Below are 15,499 nucleotides of genomic sequence, written 5' to 3' on the forward strand. Positions count from 1 at the left end.
AGCTTTGCGTTTGATCCTTTAGAATTTTAAAAAATTGTAATTTATTTTAAAATTTTATCCATAAAAAAAAAGTCCTAATTTTCATTAGGACTTTTAGTGGGGAGAGCAGGATTCGAACCTGCGAAGTTTTCACAGCAGATTTACAGTCTGCCCTCGTTGGCCGCTTGAGTATCTCCCCGATCTCAGCGTTAGTGCGCTTTGTTGTTCTAAGCGGTTGCAAATATAGGAACGTTTTTCATGTTTACAAACAAAAAATGAACTTAATTTTAAGTTATTTTAAAGTTATTTTTTAATTCGTTGGAATTGAATAAAATAAAAAACGTCGATTCTGGACTTTTTTTTGATTTGTTTTTGAATGCAGGATTATTCTTATAGGTTAGTCGTGCGTTTTTTATTTTTAATGTTGTTATCTTGTGGTAATAGTAACTACTTTTCCTTATGAAATAAGAATAAAAATTACAAAAATAGAGGCTGACTAAGATTATAAGGAATTGCTTTTTTGAAAGTAGTAATAGCGTAACAACTTTCAGTTATAATAGTTTTTTAAGCCCGCTAATACATTGTTTTGATAAACGGCGAAAGATATTTTAAATCCGTGTTAATTTAGCTTAAACGTTCTTTGTGCTTGCAGCACTAAAATTAAGGTAAGAGCTTAATAGTATAGAGAAAGATAAAAATTGACTCTCTGATGTTTTACCACAGAGAACGCAATTCTGATAGCGATGAGGATGCGTTAAGAATACTTTTAAAAGCACAAAGTTCACGAAGCTAATCACCATATGAAGCTTTGCAAAGTTTGTCTTTTAACTATGAAATATAGCCTAAAACAAAAAAATCTCCACAAGGGAGATTTTTTGTTTTTATTATAGCAGGGCTATTATTTAGCTAAAAGCTCTACTATTTTTGCTCTTAATTCAGGACCTCTTAAATCCTGCGCAACCACTTTTCCTGATGCATCAAGAATAAAAGTTGCAGGAATAGATTCTACCCCGTATTGTTTTGCAATTGGCTCTTCCCAAAATTTCAAGTTAGAAACTTGTGTCCAGGTTAAACCATCTTTAGCAATAGCTTCTTTCCAGGCTGCTGCTTCTTTATCTAAAGAAACCCCAACAATATTCAATCCTTTTGAGTGTAGTTCTTTATAGATCGCTACAACATTAGGATTTTCCTTTCTACATGGTCCACACCATGAAGCCCAGAAATCAACGATAGTAACTTTACCTAAACTTTCTTTAAGCGAAACTACCTTTCCTTCCGGATTAGGAGCTGAAAAATCTGCTCTTCAGTTAGGGCTACCAACAGGAGCTGCTGACGCACCAACTGCAGGCATTTTTGCTTGACCTAGTTTTGTTTTAATTTCTTTTCCAGGAGTAGTGTTTTTTACAGACTCATCTAAAGAATTGTATAAACTTTCAGTTTTTTTGATATCAGCACTTGGATCAGAAATCATACTTTGGATAATCAAAGCAGAGATATACGCTTTTGGGTGAGTTTCAGCATAAGCTAAATATTTCTTTTTAGAATTAGCTTGTACTTCAGTTTGAAGCGTCATGTATTGTTTCATCAAACCATTGATAGTTGCTGTATCCTGAGCTTGTTGAGCTTGTTGCATTTTTTGAGTATTCTTTTTCTGAAAGTCAATTAAACTTTTTTGAGTTTTAGTTAAGTCCTCATTAAATTTTACGTACTCATCATTGTTGTAAGTTCCTGAAACTTTAGATTTATGAATACTGTCTTTATCAATTGTAATAGCAATTTCTCCTGTTTCTAATATAAACGGAATAGGTCCGTTTGCACCTTGAAGGATTAAAGTATGAAAAGCTGGTTCAGTTACTTTTCCTTTTATTTCAAATTTTCCGTTTTCAACTTTAACTGTATCAAGTGATACTGCCATTTTAGTTGTTGGGTCCTGACCTTGTAAAATGATTGTTTTTCCGTTTTCAATACCTGTTGCAGTTCCTGTAATTAAGTATTCTCCGTCTTTAACTTTACTGCATGAAATAATCGCTACAGAAGCGGTTAGTAAAAAAAGTATTTTTTTCATTATAAAAAATTAATTAGTTAATTGATTTGTGCAACAAAAGTATCTAAAATTATAAAACATACAGAATTTTGTAACCTAAAATTTTGTTATAGTTTTTACAGGTGTAATTCGCATGTAATCAAGGTGTTTGCTGTCTTGATTTGATTTAAAACTCTTAATTATATTATTATTATGAATTTAAATAGATAATTTTTTGATTTTTGTGCATAAAAAAAGCACTCTTGTAAGGGAGTGCTTTTGTAAATATTTTGGTATATATCTATTCCTGATTTGTTTTCTTTCTCCAGGTAAAAGAATTCAAAATGTGTCTTTTTGCGAATCTTCCAGGAGAATCAGCATTTACCATTTTCACGTAAGTTGCTTTAGGAACACTGATGTATTCGTAAACACTTCCATTAGAAAAATCGATAATCAAACGACCTTCAACAAATTTATAATCAGTAATTGATGAAGTTGCGATAGTCTCTGTATATTCAGGTAAATTTGCTTTAATCGTCTCAGGATTAATGCTTACCAAAAAGTGATATGCTTCAATGATAGCCTTACTTTTTTCTTCTGCTTCTTTCAAACCTGCGTCATCACCTTGAAATTTATCAGGATGAGATTCTTTCATCGCATTACGATAGATTGTTTTTAAATCTTTTAACTCTGCAGTTTTGTCTACGTTTAGTAACTTGCGGTATTCAACTATTTTTTTCATAAATAAGGTAACTACTTGTCTATTAGTTTGAAATTGAAATTAATTGTTCAAAAAGACAAATTTTTTGCAAAGGTACACTTTTTTTTAACTTTTTAGTTTTGAAGCAAAAAATATTCGAAAAATATCTAAAATATTGATTCTGAATGTCCGGAAGAAGGTTTCTTGTTTGTTTAAAAATAATTAGGAGCTATTTCCCGCTATCCGTTCTAATCTTTTATGCTGAACCCGAGCACAAAAGGATTTCCACTTCTATCAGGGCTAGGGCATTAGTTTTCGTAAGATATTTAGTTTTAAGAAGTTTTTTAACCGCAAAGCACGCAAAGTTTTTTAATTGAGTACTTTATATAAAAACGCAAAGTTCGCAAAGCTTTGTGTTAGTAAGCTTTGCGAACTTTGCGGAAAATCTTAGCGCCCGATGGCTATCGGGATTGCGGTTAAACTCTCCTTTCAAACCTGAAACAATTTTTTATTTATCCTCAGGTTTCTGATTCGCTTTATGAAAGTTTTTTGATTTCTTTGGATATTTATCGTAGCTAATATCACTAGGGTTTTCAATCACGGATTTAATCGTAATCAAGTCACCTACAGCGTGATTGGCGTGTGCGATTTTATAATCTAAAAGATATTCACCACAAAAATAATTATTGTTTTCATCTTTCTCCATGATGCCGGTATAAACCCCTTTTTGCAACATTTTTTCTTGTGAATCTTTAGACATGACTTTTTTATTTTAAAATTATAAGGTACAAAGTTAATCAATTTATGTTTGTTTTAGGGAGTTCTTGACAATCTCAGTATATTTGCACATGCAAAAAAACTTCAAACCACATCCTAATTCGTTCAAAAATACATTTTGTGTTTTTCATGAAGTCCTTTCAAATCAAATTGAAGGATTAAAGAAACAGTTTGAAAGCAAAGCCGGAAGCACCTATTATTATACCGAAGCCGGAATGTACCGCGTTTCGAATCATTGGGGAAGACTGGCCAACAGTAAATGGCGTTTGGTAGCGCGTGAACCGGAAACCGAATCGAAAACAAAAATAGGATTTGCCAACTGGAACGAGTTTTATCCGGACAACGCCGAAGAGAAACTATATTATATCGAAGCTGATTTTGATAAAAATACTGTAACGTATCAGCATAAGAAAAATCCTGAATATGATGGAAAACCAATTTTAAGGACCAGTTTTGAAACCACAAAAAGAATCAAACAGATCAGGAATTTTCAGCAATTAACATCATGGGCAAAACATTTTGATTATGATGATATCGATGATTTACGAAAGCAAATTATCAACGAATTGATTTACACAGAGAAAACTTTAGAAGAAATTAAAAGAGAAATATAATGGGACGCAACAACGAAAGGAATATCAAAAAGCACAACGACAAATTGCACAAAGCCCAAAACAAAGTAAAACAGGCTGAAATTGCACGTAAAGAAAAATTAAAAGAAATTATCAAAAAGTTCAACGAAGACAAAGCGCAGGAATAAAAAGGTTTCAAGTTTTCTTTGTTTCAGGTTTCAAGTTATGCTCAGCAACTTGAAACCTGAAACCTGAAACAAAAAATAACAAAATAATAGATATGAAATTCGAAGATTTAAAAATTAGCGTACAGGAAATTATAGATTTAATTGCCGCAAAAAACAATAGAGAAGCCAATAACAAATTACTTGAAGTAAATGAGACTTTAGACGAAATGTTAGATCATGCAGAAGAAGATGAAGATTTAAGAGAAATCAGCAGATACCAGGTTTTACTGAATCAGTTGCATGTAAAAATTAATGGCGAAGAGCAGGTTGATGGAGAATAAATGCTTTTGTGATAGCGGTTTATTGTTTAAAGATTGCTGCGGATTGTATCTCGAAAACAATCAGAAAGCGCTAACAGCTTTGGCTTTGATGCGTTCAAGATTTTCGGCGTATGCCACTCATAATGCTGATTATCTTATGGAAACCACGTATGTTTCTGAACGAAAATATTATTCGAAACCAGAGATTCTGAAGTGGGCAACAAGCAATAAGTGGCAAAAATTAGAGATTCTAAATGCTACTGAAAATACGGTCGAATTTAAAGCCTATTTTCTCGATTCAAACCAGCAGCCACAGGTGCATTATGAATTTTCGACCTTCAGATTCGAAAATAATGCCTGGTATTATGTTGACGGAAAGTTTGAATAATTAGTAGACTTCTTGCCAATTTGGGCTTATTTTATTGAAATACTTTAACTAAAAATTAATAAACGTTTCTTTTTTCATAATTCTAAAATAGCGTAATTTTAGAATTATGAAAAACGAATTTAAAAAAGGTTTTTATTTTAAGACATACGAAGCCCCATTTCAGTCTCCGTTTGAAAAGCTTTTTGGTATTTTCAAAGAGCTGATTACCCATACTTCGGGTGATTTTGATGAAGCTATAGACTGGCTTCGGGAGTTGGACAAAGAATATAAACTGACCGACGAAAACTACACAATCGATGATTTTGTCGAAGATTTAAAAAAGAAAGGTTACATAAAAGACGAGGTTAAAGAGGATGGAACGGGCGGTTTTGGAATCACTGCTAAAACAGAACGCGCGATTCGGCAACAAGCCTTAGATCAAATTTTTGGAAATTTAAAACGTTCCGGAACAGGAAATCACAAAACAAAACATGCCGGAAATGGCGATGAACATACCGGAGAATTCCGTGAATTTAATTTTGGAGATGGATTAGAGCGTATTTCACTCACCGAAAGTCTTCGGAATGCCCAAATCAATAATGGTGTTGAAAGTTTCATGCTAACCGAAAATGATCTGGTGGTCGAAGAAACTCAATACAAAGCCCAGATGAGTACGGTTTTGATGATCGACATCAGCCACAGTATGATTTTATACGGTGAAGACCGAATTACACCGGCTAAAAAGGTAGCCATGGCTCTGGCCGAATTAATCACGACGCGTTATCCAAAAGATACGCTTGATATTTTGGTGTTTGGAAATGATGCCTGGACAATTCCAATCAAGGATTTACCATACCTGCAAGTTGGTCCGTATCATACAAACACAGTGGCAGGACTTCAGTTAGCAATGGATATTTTGCGCAGAAAGCGAAATACCAACAAGCAAATTTTCATGATTACTGACGGGAAACCAAGCTGCGTGCGCGAGCGTGACGGTTCCTATTATATGAATAGTAACGGGCTTGATGAATATATCGTAGATAAATGTTACACACAGGCGCAACAAGCCAGAAAATTACATATACCTATTACCACATTTATGATTGCAAACGATCCGTATTTGCAGCGTTTTGTCAATCAATTCACAGAAGCCAATCAGGGAAAAGCATTTTATACAGGACTTAAAGGTTTGGGTGAAATGATTTTTGAAGATTATGAGACGAACAGGAAAAAGAGAGTGAGGTAGTTTTTAGCCTCAGTCTCAGTTTACAGTGGTCACGCTGAGCGGAGTCGAAGTGGTTTTTCGTGAAGGTTCAAAGGTTTTCGTTTTGTCACGCTGAGCGGAGTCGAAGCGATTTTATACATAACGTTTATTGTAGAGACGGAAAGCAGTGCATCTGCACAAAGTAATGACACAATCTTTTGTCATTAAAAAAAAATAACAACAAAACATATATTTCAATAAAAATGGAAATAAATAATATAACAACATTAGGACAATTAAAAGCCTCAGGATATAAAAGTACAAGTATCAAAGACGAATTACGAAATAATCTTCGTGAGAAAATCAAATCCGGAAAACCTGTGTTTGAGGGCGTTCATGGTTTCGAGAATACCGTTATTCCAGAATTGGAGCGCGCGATTTTATCACGTCACAACATCAATTTATTAGGACTTCGCGGTCAGGCAAAAACACGTTTGGCACGTAAAATGGTCGAATTATTAGACGAGTATATTCCGTTTGTGGCGGGCTCTGAAATCAATGACGATCCGTTGAATCCAATTTCTCGTTTTGCAAAAGATTTAATTGATGAAAAAGGAGATGAAACCCCAATTTCGTGGTTGCACAGAAGCGAGCGTTTCTCTGAAAAACTGGCAACACCGGACGTAACCGTAGCTGATTTAATTGGTGATGTTGACCCAATCAAAGCTGCAAACCTGAAATTATCGTATGCAGATGATCGCGTAATTCACTTTGGAATGATCCCGAGAGCGAACCGTTGTATTTTCGTGATCAATGAATTACCTGATTTACAAGCCAGAATTCAGGTCGCATTGTTTAATATTTTGCAGGAAGGCGATATTCAGATTAGAGGTTTTAAACTCAGAATGCCGTTGGATATGCAATTTATCTTTACAGCGAATCCGGAAGATTACACCAATCGTGGAAGCATTGTAACGCCATTGAAAGACAGAATTGGATCTCAGATCCTGACGCATTATCCGGAGAGTGTTGCCATTGCCAGAACGATTACAGAACAAGAGGCAAAGCTGGATGAAACACAACATAAATTGGTTTATGTGCCAAGTTTAGCCAAAGATATCTTAGAACAAATAAGTTTTGAAGCGCGTGACAGCGAATACATCGACAATAAAAGCGGTGTAAGTGCGAGAATGAGTATTACTGCTTTCGAAAATTTAATGAGTACGGCAGAACGCCGTGCCTTAAAAGCCGGAGTAGACAAAACAAATTTACGTTTGTCTGATTTCATCGGAATTATTCCTGCGATTACCGGAAAAGTAGAATTGGTTTACGAAGGAGAACAGGAGGGAGCTGCTGCGGTGGCACAAAACTTAATAGGATCAGCTATTCGAACTTTGTTTCCAACACTTTTACCTAAGATCGAGAAACTTGAAAAACCAGACGCAAAAACACCATATTCAGATTTAATCGAATGGTTTTTTGCCGAAAGTGGTTTCGAATTATTAGATGATGCTTCAGATAATGAATATCAGGCTATTTTGGATGAAGTAACTCCGTTAGATGTTTTATTGAAGAAATACCAGCCTCAATTAGATAAAAAAGACCAATATTTCTTTAAAGAATTTATTTTATGGGGATTGGTAGAATATAAAAAATTAAGCAAAGATCGCTTTGCACAAGGGCATCAGTTTAAAGATATGTACGGAAGTTATATTAGTAAATTGTAAATTATCAATTATAAATTTAAGATTGAGTATTACAAATCAAACCCGATAGGTTTTTAAAACCTGTCGGGTTTTTTGTTTCAGTTTTTCAGGCAATTTTTATTAACTTGATTTTTAAGTTTGTCACCCTGAGCGGAGTCGAAGGGCGTTCCAATTGGAATGGGCTTCGACTCCGCTCAGCCTGACAAAACGATGGGTAAAAAATTTTGTCAAAGTTTTTATCGAGAAGTTGACTCAGAAGTATAGCTCTGTAAAAATTGGCGATTTTTATTGCGGAGTTTCTAGTGTGATCCTTCCTTTGTCAGGATGACAAGATTCGGTGAAACTGAGACTGAATCTGATCCCGATAACTATCAGGAGAGACTGATTAATACGTCCGTTCGATCGGATAGGTACAAGAACCAATGTCATTAAGTTAAGCTTTTAGAAAATAAAATTATTGCAAATCAAATCCGTTTTTATCCGCGTTTTTACGAAGTAAATCTGTTTTATCTGCGTCAAAATTAGATGCTGATTTTACTGATTCGCTAAAGCGAAAACGCTGATAAAAACGGATTTTTCTAATTGCTTTCTTGATTAAGCTGTTAAATTATTTTATAGTTTTCTCCTTAACTTAGTAACATTGGGATAGGAGCTAGCTACCGAAGTAGCGTGGCTGGCCAAAAGTATGGTTGCCTTTCTCTTTTTTTTAATTTATTCAAAAACAGCACCTTTCCATTTTTAATTACTCTACCTTGCTCCGTTGACTGTATTTGCAGTTTTCCCAAAAACAAAATGGAAAATGGTTTCGAAGATCTGATTGCGAGTTATATTGAAAACAAAGTGGGTATCTCAGAACATTTTTTAAGTCCTGAATTAGCGAATCATTTAAAGCAAAATTTATTGGATCTCAATCAGAAAAGTTTGTTGATGGCTGCAGGAATCGGGAATTCAGAGAAAGTGTCTTATGACGGCGCGATTAGAAGTGATTCTATTTATTGGCTGGATAAAAAACACAATAATGTGTTCGAAAATGAGTTCTTTGCTCAAATCGATGCCTTTATTATTTATCTGAATGAAAGCTGTTATGCCGGAATTACGGGTTACGAATTTCATTATTCGTTGTACGAAACAGGAGATTTCTATCTCAAACATTTAGATCAGTTTAAAAATAATCCAAGTCGTAAATACTCTATGATCAGTTACCTCAATAGTAATTGGCAGGAAAGCGATGGTGGAGAATTAATGATCCATCAGGAAAACAACGATCAGAAAATAGCACCTACTCAGGGTAAAACCGTTTTCTTTAAAAGCAATGAATTGGTTCATGAGGTTTTGGTTACTCAAAACACAAGAATGAGTATTACAGGCTGGTTAAAGAGTGATTAGTTTTTAGAAAAAAGAAAAAAGAAAATAGAGGATAGAAAAATGAGAATTTTGTCGCAATCCCGATAGCTATCGGGATTGCGACAAAACTCTTTGCGTTAAAAACTCTCATTTTAATTTACAGCAAATATTTTTTGTGCAAAAATAGTGTTTATATTGATATATCAATTATATTTGTCTCAAATAAAAAACCATGAAACTTGAAAATCCAACCGGAACCGCATTGTATTCAATAGAAAAGGCAATAAAAGAATATCGAAAACTGGCACAGAAAAATATTGCCAAAGTAGTAAAAGATATTACTGTAGATCAATGTTTGGTTTTAATTATACTAAATGATAATCAGGATATTGCTCAAAACGAACTGGCCAATCTTGTTTTCAAAGACAATGCTTCGATTACGAGAATGATCGAATTAATGGTCAAAAATGAATATTTAATTCGAACGATTCATCAGGAAGACCGAAGAAAATTTAATCTTGTAATCACCAGTAAAGGAATAAAAACTCTCGAACTAATACAGCCGGTTATTCAAATCAACAGGCAGACAGCACTTGATGGATTATCCTTAGAAGAAATAGCATTGCTGGATAAAACGCTCAATAAAATAATCATCAATTGTAAAAATAAATAGCATGAAATCAAGGTTAACTCTAGTGGTTTTGCTGGTATTTACTTTTGGATATTCGCAAAAAGAACTTAGTACTAAATTAGAACAATACATGGATGCGCAATTTGCCATTAATGATTTTAGCGGTACTGTATTGGTTTCGAAAAACGATTCGATAGTATTTGAAAAAGCATATGGTTTTGCTAATTACGAATGGAAAGTAAAAAATACGATAGATTCTAAATTTAGCCTGGCTTCAGTCTCAAAGCAATTTACGGCCGCCGCTATTTTGCAATTGGCAGAAAAAAAGCAACTTTCATTAGAGGATCCTCTTAGTAAGTATTTTAGCCATTTCCCTAAAGGAGAAAAAATCACTTTAAAAATGTTGTTGAGTCACAATTCTGGTTTAGAAATGGATTTTGATGAATTGTATTTGACCAGAACGGATCTTGATAAAGATTCTGTTTATAGCGATCTGGCAAAAAAGCCTTTGTTGTTTGAGCCGGGAACCCATACAGCCTACAGTAACATTGGTTATTATTTATTGGCCCGAATTATCGAGAAAGTATCCGGACAATCGTATTCAGAATATTTGAAACAGCATGTATTCGATAAAGCAAAAATGTACAATTCAGGTGTTTCAACGAATGATATTATAGTCGATAAAATGACGCAATTGTATTATTTTGAAAATGATAAATTGGTTAAAAACCCATATGTCAACTGGAATTTTAATTTTGGTCATGATGGTATTTATTCGACTGTTGAAGATCTAAATTTATGGAACAAAGCACTTTTTGATAGTGAAATTTTACTATCAGCCGAATCAAAGAAAAAAATGTTCACCTCTTATAATGATCAGAATTTTGGTTTTGGATTTATGATCAATCCTTTTTATAATCAAAACCATCAGATGATTGCTCATGATGGTGGTTTTTTTGGGGCAATGACTTCGTTTAACAAATTTCCGGAGGATAAAGTTTTCATTACTGTTTTATCCAATAATCAGTCTAAATCGTATTATATCTCTTATGGCCTTGCCGGAATATGTTTCGGGAAAGAGGTAGAGCTTCCTTATAAACACATTCAGGCAGCAATAGATACTAAAGTTTATGATCAGTATATTGGCGATTATGGGGACATCAAAATTTTAAAGAAAGACAATAAACTATATTATATTGATTACAATATCGAATTGTTTCCTGAATCTGCAACCAAATTTTTTCGCTCTGATAATAAAAATACTACATTGGAATTTATTAAAAATAAAAAAGGGAAAATTACACAGTTAGAGATTAAAAAGGCTGGAATAAAAGAGGTGAAAAATAAAACTAAAGGAGTTTAAGTACTATTTTTGTGCTCAAAATTTAATTCTATGTTATTTCTTGTTTTAAGTATTCTTTGTAGCGTTATTGTTGGTGTAATTTTTAAAATTACCAGAAAATACAAAGGCAATCCAACTCAAATTGTAGCCTTTAATTATGTGGTTGCCTTAGCACTTTGTTATTTTACTTTTAGCCCCAATCTGAGTGAAATCGATTCAACAGCACCCTGGAATATATATATTGCCATTGGCGTTTTATTACCTTTCGTTTTTTTGTCTTTAATGGCTTCAATAAAACATATTGGTATTGTAAAAACAGATGCAGCTCAGCGTTTATCATTATTCATACCCATACTTGCAGCCTGGTTTATTTTTAAGGAAGAATTCAATACTTATAAGATTGTGGGAATTGTAATTGGCTTTCTGGCTCTCTTATTTATTCTAAGAAAACAATCTGAGAATACAGAGAATAAATGGTTTTTTCCGGCTGCTGTCTTAATAGGTTTTGGAGTTATAGATATTTTATTTAAACAAGTGGCACTTTATACTACTTTGCCTTACCCTACATCCCTTTTTGTTGTGTTTTGTATTGCTTTTAGCGTTGCTATATTAATTGCACTGTATGAAATTGGCTCTAAAAAGATAAAATTAGAACCCAAAAACATACTTTTTGGCGCATTGGTAGGGATCTTTAATTTCGGAAATATTTTGTTTTATTTAAAAGCACATAAGGCTTTTGCTGAAAATCCTTCAACGGTTTTTGCCGGAATGAATATGGGGGTAATAATTTTAGGAAGTCTTGTTGGCTTGCTGTTCTTCAAGGAAAAATTATCAAAAATCAATTTTTTTGGAATCTTTTTAGCTCTGATTTCTATTATTTTCATTGTTATCTCGCAATTTAAATAATTTTTTTCAGGCCTTAAAACGTTAATTTACAGGTGTTTTTGTGTTGTGTTTATTATTTGTTGAAAATAAACTCTACTAATTCTATAGAATTTAAGAAATATATTTATAGATTTGCAGTAACAATGAAAAACTATAGTCTTTATATCATCCCATGCAAGTGCTGCTTCACAATGTGTTGCATGCAGGACTATGCGATGAAATGGCGTTAATAGAGAAATACTTGTTAGTTATTTTTTTTTTTAGCCTTTCATGCACCATGAAAGGCTTTTTTTTAGAATTATTAAAAAATGAATACAATGAGATCAAATAGAAATACAAATAGTATGATGCAATGCTGTCTGATGAAAATTCCATGTTGCAGTAATTAGAAAACAGAAAGTTTTTTGATAGTGCAAAAGCTTTTAAAACATAAAGTTCGAAATAAAAATTACCCAAATTAAAAAAATATATCATGAGTACAGAATTAATAAAACAGAATCCCTTTCAATCTATGATTGATCGCTTTAATATCGCTGCTGATATTCTAAACTTAGACGAATCAATCAGACAGAAATTACAACGGCCTGAAAAGCAAATTGTTGTTAATTTTTCGATCACCTTAGACAACGGTAAAGAACAAAATTTTGAAGGATATCGCGTAATCCATAATACGGCTTTAGGGCCATCAAAAGGAGGAATCCGATACGATACTGCGGTAAACCTCGACGAGGTAAAAGCACTTGCTGCCTGGATGACCTGGAAATCTGCCGTAACCGGAATTCCGTTTGGAGGAGCAAAAGGCGGAATCATCTGTGATCCGAGAACACTTTCTAAAAAAGAATTAGAAAAAATAACAAGAGCGTATACCAAAGCTTTAGCGGATATTTTTGGACCTGAAAAAGATGTGCCTGCTCCTGACATGGGAACTGGCCCTGATGAAATGGGCTGGCTGATGGATGAGTTTTCATTGGTTCACGGCAAAACCATTCATGCTGTTGTAACGGGAAAACATTTGCATTCAGGAGGATCTCTGGGCAGGGTAGAAGCAACCGGAAGAGGTGTAAGTATTATTACCTTATTGGCGCTTCAAAAATTAAAACTAAGACCTGCAAGATCTACTGTTGCAATTCAGGGATTTGGTAATGTAGGATTGCATTCGGCTTTGTTTTTGTTCGAAAAAGGACTAAAAGTGGTCGCTGTTAGTGATGTTTCTGAAGCTTTTTATAATCCTGAAGGACTGAATATTCCGGAACTAATCTTGTATTATAATCTCAATAATAAAAGCATTAAAGGATATCCAAATTCAGTAGCCATCAAACATGAAGAGTTATTATTATTAGATGTCGATGTTTTGATTCCGGCGGCTAAAGAAGATGTAATCACACAAAAAAATGCCCATGAGATTCGCGCTAAAATCATAGTAGAAGGTGCAAACGGACCTGTTTCTTCTGATGCTGATCAAATATTACATCATAATAATGTATTGGTTGTTCCGGATATTTTAGCGAATGCCGGCGGAGTTACTGTTTCTTATTTCGAATGGCTTCAAAATTCGCTTTTAGAATCCTGGAGAATTCATCAAATCAATACCCGTTTAGAAGATATTTTAGAAAAAGGTTTTGAAACTGTTTTTAGAATCGCCGCCAAACATAACGTAACGCCTCGTATTGCTGCTTATATTATTGCGTTACAAAAAGTAGCCGATACACAATCTGTAAAAGAAGTTGCTTTGGCTGAGCCAAAATTTGAGCAGAATTAAAAAGTAGGTTTTAGAATATAAAGACTGTTTTCATTGATTACTATTATTTTCAGAAGAGAAGGTATTAATCGATGAAAATATCTTTGTTTTAAGTTTATAGTAATGCGCTGTATGACGTGAAAAATTATTAAACACATAGTAACATAGATTTTATGTGAAATAAAGGATACAAAAAGAAATACATTTCTTTCGCATAGTTCCGATAGCTATCGGGATGTGTTTTAAATAAGTGAAACGTCCTTTTTTTGAGCAAACAAAAGCTATGTTTCTATGTGTTAAGAATAATTGTCCCAGTGTTTATAGTAAAATGTATTTGAGTTTTTTTTTAATCAAAAAAGGAATTTTTAAAATGAAACATATTAATTTTCTAGCTTTTGCAATGCCTGCTTTTTTTCTGTTCTTATTTTTAGAATATAAATTAGCGCAACGCAAAAAGAGACCGGAAATTTTTAATTACGAAAGTTCAGTTTCTAATATTAGTATTGGTATTGCAGAGCGGCTGATCAATTTATTTATAGCGGCAAGTTTCTATCAATTGTATTATCTGATATATGACAATTATAGAATTTTTGACATTCCGAGCAATGTTTTTGTTTGGTTTGCCTTAATTCTCGCCACTGATTTTGTTTGGTATTGGTACCACAGGTTAGGACATGAAGTCAATTTTTTCTGGGCAGCCCATATTGTACATCATCATAGCGAAGAGTTTAATTTTACCGCTGCTGCCAGAATTACCACTTTTCAGGCCATAGTGAGAACCGGCTTTTGGTGCATCCTCCCGCTGGTAGGTTTTCATCCGTCCATGGTCATTACGATGCTTATTGTTCACGGTGCTTATTCGTTTTTTACCCACACGCAGCTTATCGGCAGAATAAAATGGCTTGAATATGTTTTTGTAACGCCATCTGTTCACGGAGTTCATCACGCTTCTGACGAGAAATATTTAGATAAAAATTACGGCGATATGTTCACTTTTTGGGACCGGCTTTTTGGAACCTTTCAGGAAGAAGAAGAAAAACCCAAATACGGTTTAACGCATCCGCTAAAAAGTTATAGTTTCCTGTGGCAGCATTTTCATTATTATTTTGAAATCTATGAATTATGGAAACGTTCTGAAGGTTTTAAAGCCAAATGGAAAGCTGTTTTTGGAAGCCCTGCTCACATGGATCAGGATATACGGCCTATATTAGAAAAACGTTTTCTGCAGGATAAAACCAATCCGCATCAAAGGCTTCGGTTTAAGAATTATCTTTATATTCAGTTAGGGGTTTGTACTTTGTTTTTAACGGTTTTTACGTATTATTTTGAATTTTTGAATGTTGTTGATAAACTTTTCGTGCTTTCGATTATCCTTCTCACTTTAGTCAATTGTGGTGCTTTATTAGAACAGCGAAAATGGATGTATTATCTTGAATATGCCCGGATTTTTATGTTTACGACTTATTTCTTATACGAAGAAAATCTGATTTCGTTTTTCTTTATTCCGCTAGCCATTATGATTTTTGCCGAGCAATTGTTTTCGTTAAGTAGACGATATCAAAATGTTGTTTTGCAATTGGAGTCTTCGGAGTAAAGAATAAAGAAACAACATCTAAATTGTCGTTTTTTGCCACAGATTGAAGGATTTAAAAGGATTTTTAATCTCTAGACATTTTAAATAAAGTCCCAGTGGGACGTAATATTTATAGAAATCTATAAAGGTGCTGCATAGAACTCCAGAGGA

The 15,499-nt window shown here is 33.8% G+C and carries 15 protein-coding genes, 1 tRNA gene and 1 pseudogene; 12 read left to right on the plus strand and 5 right to left on the minus strand.

The genetic code is table 11. From position 1 onward, the window contains the following. Nucleotides 1–97 precede the first annotated feature (97 nt). The 5 genes and pseudogenes from B0A67_RS18320 to B0A67_RS18340 form a co-directional block, all read right to left on the minus strand. Nucleotides 98–178 (minus strand) — tRNA-Tyr (locus tag B0A67_RS18320). A 699-nt stretch (nucleotides 179–877) separates the two neighbouring features. Next, a pseudogene (locus B0A67_RS24805) lies at nucleotides 878–1,264 on the minus strand (peroxiredoxin family protein); the annotation flags it as partial. A gap of 18 nt (nucleotides 1,265–1,282) precedes the next feature. Further along, on the minus strand, nucleotides 1,283–2,044 hold the full coding sequence (locus tag B0A67_RS18330; protein ID WP_072963204.1) for a DUF4369 domain-containing protein: 762 nt from the start codon (nucleotides 2,042–2,044) through the stop codon (nucleotides 1,283–1,285). Between the two features lie 259 nt (nucleotides 2,045–2,303). Then, nucleotides 2,304–2,744 (minus strand): KTSC domain-containing protein, encoded by a 441-nt coding sequence (locus B0A67_RS18335; protein ID WP_041515768.1) that lies wholly within the window; start codon nucleotides 2,742–2,744, stop codon nucleotides 2,304–2,306. A gap of 466 nt (nucleotides 2,745–3,210) precedes the next feature. Then, nucleotides 3,211–3,462, minus strand: a complete 252-nt coding sequence (locus B0A67_RS18340) for a hypothetical protein (protein WP_072963201.1) — start codon at nucleotides 3,460–3,462, stop codon at nucleotides 3,211–3,213. An 88-nt stretch (nucleotides 3,463–3,550) separates the two neighbouring features. Between B0A67_RS18340 and B0A67_RS18345 the strand changes: the two genes are divergently transcribed. The 12 genes from B0A67_RS18345 (at nucleotide 3,551) to B0A67_RS18400 (ending at nucleotide 15,349) form a co-directional block, all read left to right on the plus strand. Then, on the plus strand, nucleotides 3,551–4,093 hold the full coding sequence (locus B0A67_RS18345; protein ID WP_072963198.1) for a hypothetical protein: 543 nt from the start codon (nucleotides 3,551–3,553) through the stop codon (nucleotides 4,091–4,093). Further along, nucleotides 4,093–4,239, plus strand: a complete 147-nt coding sequence (locus tag B0A67_RS25025) for a hypothetical protein (RefSeq protein ID WP_089069566.1) — start codon at nucleotides 4,093–4,095, stop codon at nucleotides 4,237–4,239. The genes B0A67_RS18345 and B0A67_RS25025 overlap by 1 nt, the downstream gene beginning before the upstream one ends. A 92-nt stretch (nucleotides 4,240–4,331) precedes the next feature. Then, a complete protein-coding gene (locus B0A67_RS18355) occupies nucleotides 4,332–4,559 on the plus strand; it encodes a hypothetical protein (RefSeq protein ID WP_072963194.1) in 228 nt (75 codons plus the stop codon). Beyond that, nucleotides 4,549–4,926: a YchJ family protein gene (locus B0A67_RS18360; protein WP_072963191.1), complete on the plus strand. Its 378-nt coding sequence runs from the start codon at nucleotides 4,549–4,551 to the stop codon at nucleotides 4,924–4,926. Before B0A67_RS18355 ends, B0A67_RS18360 begins: the two co-directional genes overlap by 11 nt. A gap of 106 nt (nucleotides 4,927–5,032) precedes the next feature. Beyond that, nucleotides 5,033–6,151, plus strand: a complete 1,119-nt coding sequence (locus tag B0A67_RS18365) for a vWA domain-containing protein (RefSeq protein ID WP_072963188.1) — start codon at nucleotides 5,033–5,035, stop codon at nucleotides 6,149–6,151. Between the two features lie 221 nt (nucleotides 6,152–6,372). Then, nucleotides 6,373–7,836, plus strand: coding sequence for a sigma 54-interacting transcriptional regulator (locus B0A67_RS18370; RefSeq protein ID WP_072963237.1), 1,464 nt, complete (start codon nucleotides 6,373–6,375; stop codon nucleotides 7,834–7,836). Nucleotides 7,837–8,607: 771 nt separating this feature from the next. Continuing rightward, nucleotides 8,608–9,201 (plus strand): 2OG-Fe(II) oxygenase, encoded by a 594-nt coding sequence (locus B0A67_RS18375; protein ID WP_072963186.1) that lies wholly within the window; start codon nucleotides 8,608–8,610, stop codon nucleotides 9,199–9,201. Between the two features lie 190 nt (nucleotides 9,202–9,391). Further along, the gene (locus B0A67_RS18380; protein WP_072963182.1) at nucleotides 9,392–9,832 is read left to right on the plus strand and encodes a MarR family winged helix-turn-helix transcriptional regulator; all 441 of its coding nucleotides are present in this window, start codon (nucleotides 9,392–9,394) and stop codon (nucleotides 9,830–9,832) included. Nucleotide 9,833: 1 nt separating this feature from the next. Then, the gene (locus tag B0A67_RS18385) at nucleotides 9,834–11,153 is read left to right on the plus strand and encodes a serine hydrolase (protein ID WP_072963178.1); all 1,320 of its coding nucleotides are present in this window, start codon (nucleotides 9,834–9,836) and stop codon (nucleotides 11,151–11,153) included. A gap of 30 nt (nucleotides 11,154–11,183) precedes the next feature. Continuing rightward, on the plus strand, nucleotides 11,184–12,038 hold the full coding sequence (locus B0A67_RS18390; protein ID WP_072963175.1) for a DMT family transporter: 855 nt from the start codon (nucleotides 11,184–11,186) through the stop codon (nucleotides 12,036–12,038). Nucleotides 12,039–12,489: 451 nt separating this feature from the next. After that, nucleotides 12,490–13,776, plus strand: coding sequence for a Glu/Leu/Phe/Val family dehydrogenase (locus B0A67_RS18395; protein WP_242670986.1), 1,287 nt, complete (start codon nucleotides 12,490–12,492; stop codon nucleotides 13,774–13,776). 349 nt (nucleotides 13,777–14,125) lie between these two features. Continuing rightward, nucleotides 14,126–15,349 carry a sterol desaturase family protein gene (locus tag B0A67_RS18400; RefSeq protein ID WP_072963230.1) on the plus strand — a complete coding sequence of 408 codons (1,224 nt, stop codon included), beginning with the start codon at nucleotides 14,126–14,128 and terminating at the stop codon, nucleotides 15,347–15,349. Nucleotides 15,350–15,499 lie beyond the last annotated feature (150 nt).

This window comes from Flavobacterium aquidurense, from assembly GCF_002217195.1.
Lineage (GTDB): Bacteria > Bacteroidota > Bacteroidia > Flavobacteriales > Flavobacteriaceae > Flavobacterium > Flavobacterium frigidimaris.

Excerpts from the sequence above, each read along its gene's own strand:
- B0A67_RS18330 (WP_072963204.1), bottom strand. The coding sequence starts at position 2,044 with ATGAAAAAAATACTTTTTTTACTAACCGCTTCTGTAGCGATTATTTCA.
- B0A67_RS18335 (WP_041515768.1), bottom strand. The coding sequence starts at position 2,744 with ATGAAAAAAATAGTTGAATACCGCAAGTTACTAAACGTAGACAAAACT.
- B0A67_RS18340 (WP_072963201.1), bottom strand. The coding sequence starts at position 3,462 with ATGTCTAAAGATTCACAAGAAAAAATGTTGCAAAAAGGGGTTTATACC.
- B0A67_RS18345 (WP_072963198.1), top strand. The coding sequence starts at position 3,551 with ATGCAAAAAAACTTCAAACCACATCCTAATTCGTTCAAAAATACATTT.
- B0A67_RS25025 (WP_089069566.1), top strand. The coding sequence starts at position 4,093 with ATGGGACGCAACAACGAAAGGAATATCAAAAAGCACAACGACAAATTG.
- B0A67_RS18355 (WP_072963194.1), top strand. The coding sequence starts at position 4,332 with ATGAAATTCGAAGATTTAAAAATTAGCGTACAGGAAATTATAGATTTA.
- B0A67_RS18360 (WP_072963191.1), top strand. The coding sequence starts at position 4,549 with ATGGAGAATAAATGCTTTTGTGATAGCGGTTTATTGTTTAAAGATTGC.
- B0A67_RS18365 (WP_072963188.1), top strand. The coding sequence starts at position 5,033 with ATGAAAAACGAATTTAAAAAAGGTTTTTATTTTAAGACATACGAAGCC.
- B0A67_RS18370 (WP_072963237.1), top strand. The coding sequence starts at position 6,373 with ATGGAAATAAATAATATAACAACATTAGGACAATTAAAAGCCTCAGGA.
- B0A67_RS18375 (WP_072963186.1), top strand. The coding sequence starts at position 8,608 with ATGGAAAATGGTTTCGAAGATCTGATTGCGAGTTATATTGAAAACAAA.
- B0A67_RS18380 (WP_072963182.1), top strand. The coding sequence starts at position 9,392 with ATGAAACTTGAAAATCCAACCGGAACCGCATTGTATTCAATAGAAAAG.
- B0A67_RS18385 (WP_072963178.1), top strand. The coding sequence starts at position 9,834 with ATGAAATCAAGGTTAACTCTAGTGGTTTTGCTGGTATTTACTTTTGGA.
- B0A67_RS18390 (WP_072963175.1), top strand. The coding sequence starts at position 11,184 with ATGTTATTTCTTGTTTTAAGTATTCTTTGTAGCGTTATTGTTGGTGTA.
- B0A67_RS18395 (WP_242670986.1), top strand. The coding sequence starts at position 12,490 with ATGAGTACAGAATTAATAAAACAGAATCCCTTTCAATCTATGATTGAT.
- B0A67_RS18400 (WP_072963230.1), top strand. The coding sequence starts at position 14,126 with ATGAAACATATTAATTTTCTAGCTTTTGCAATGCCTGCTTTTTTTCTG.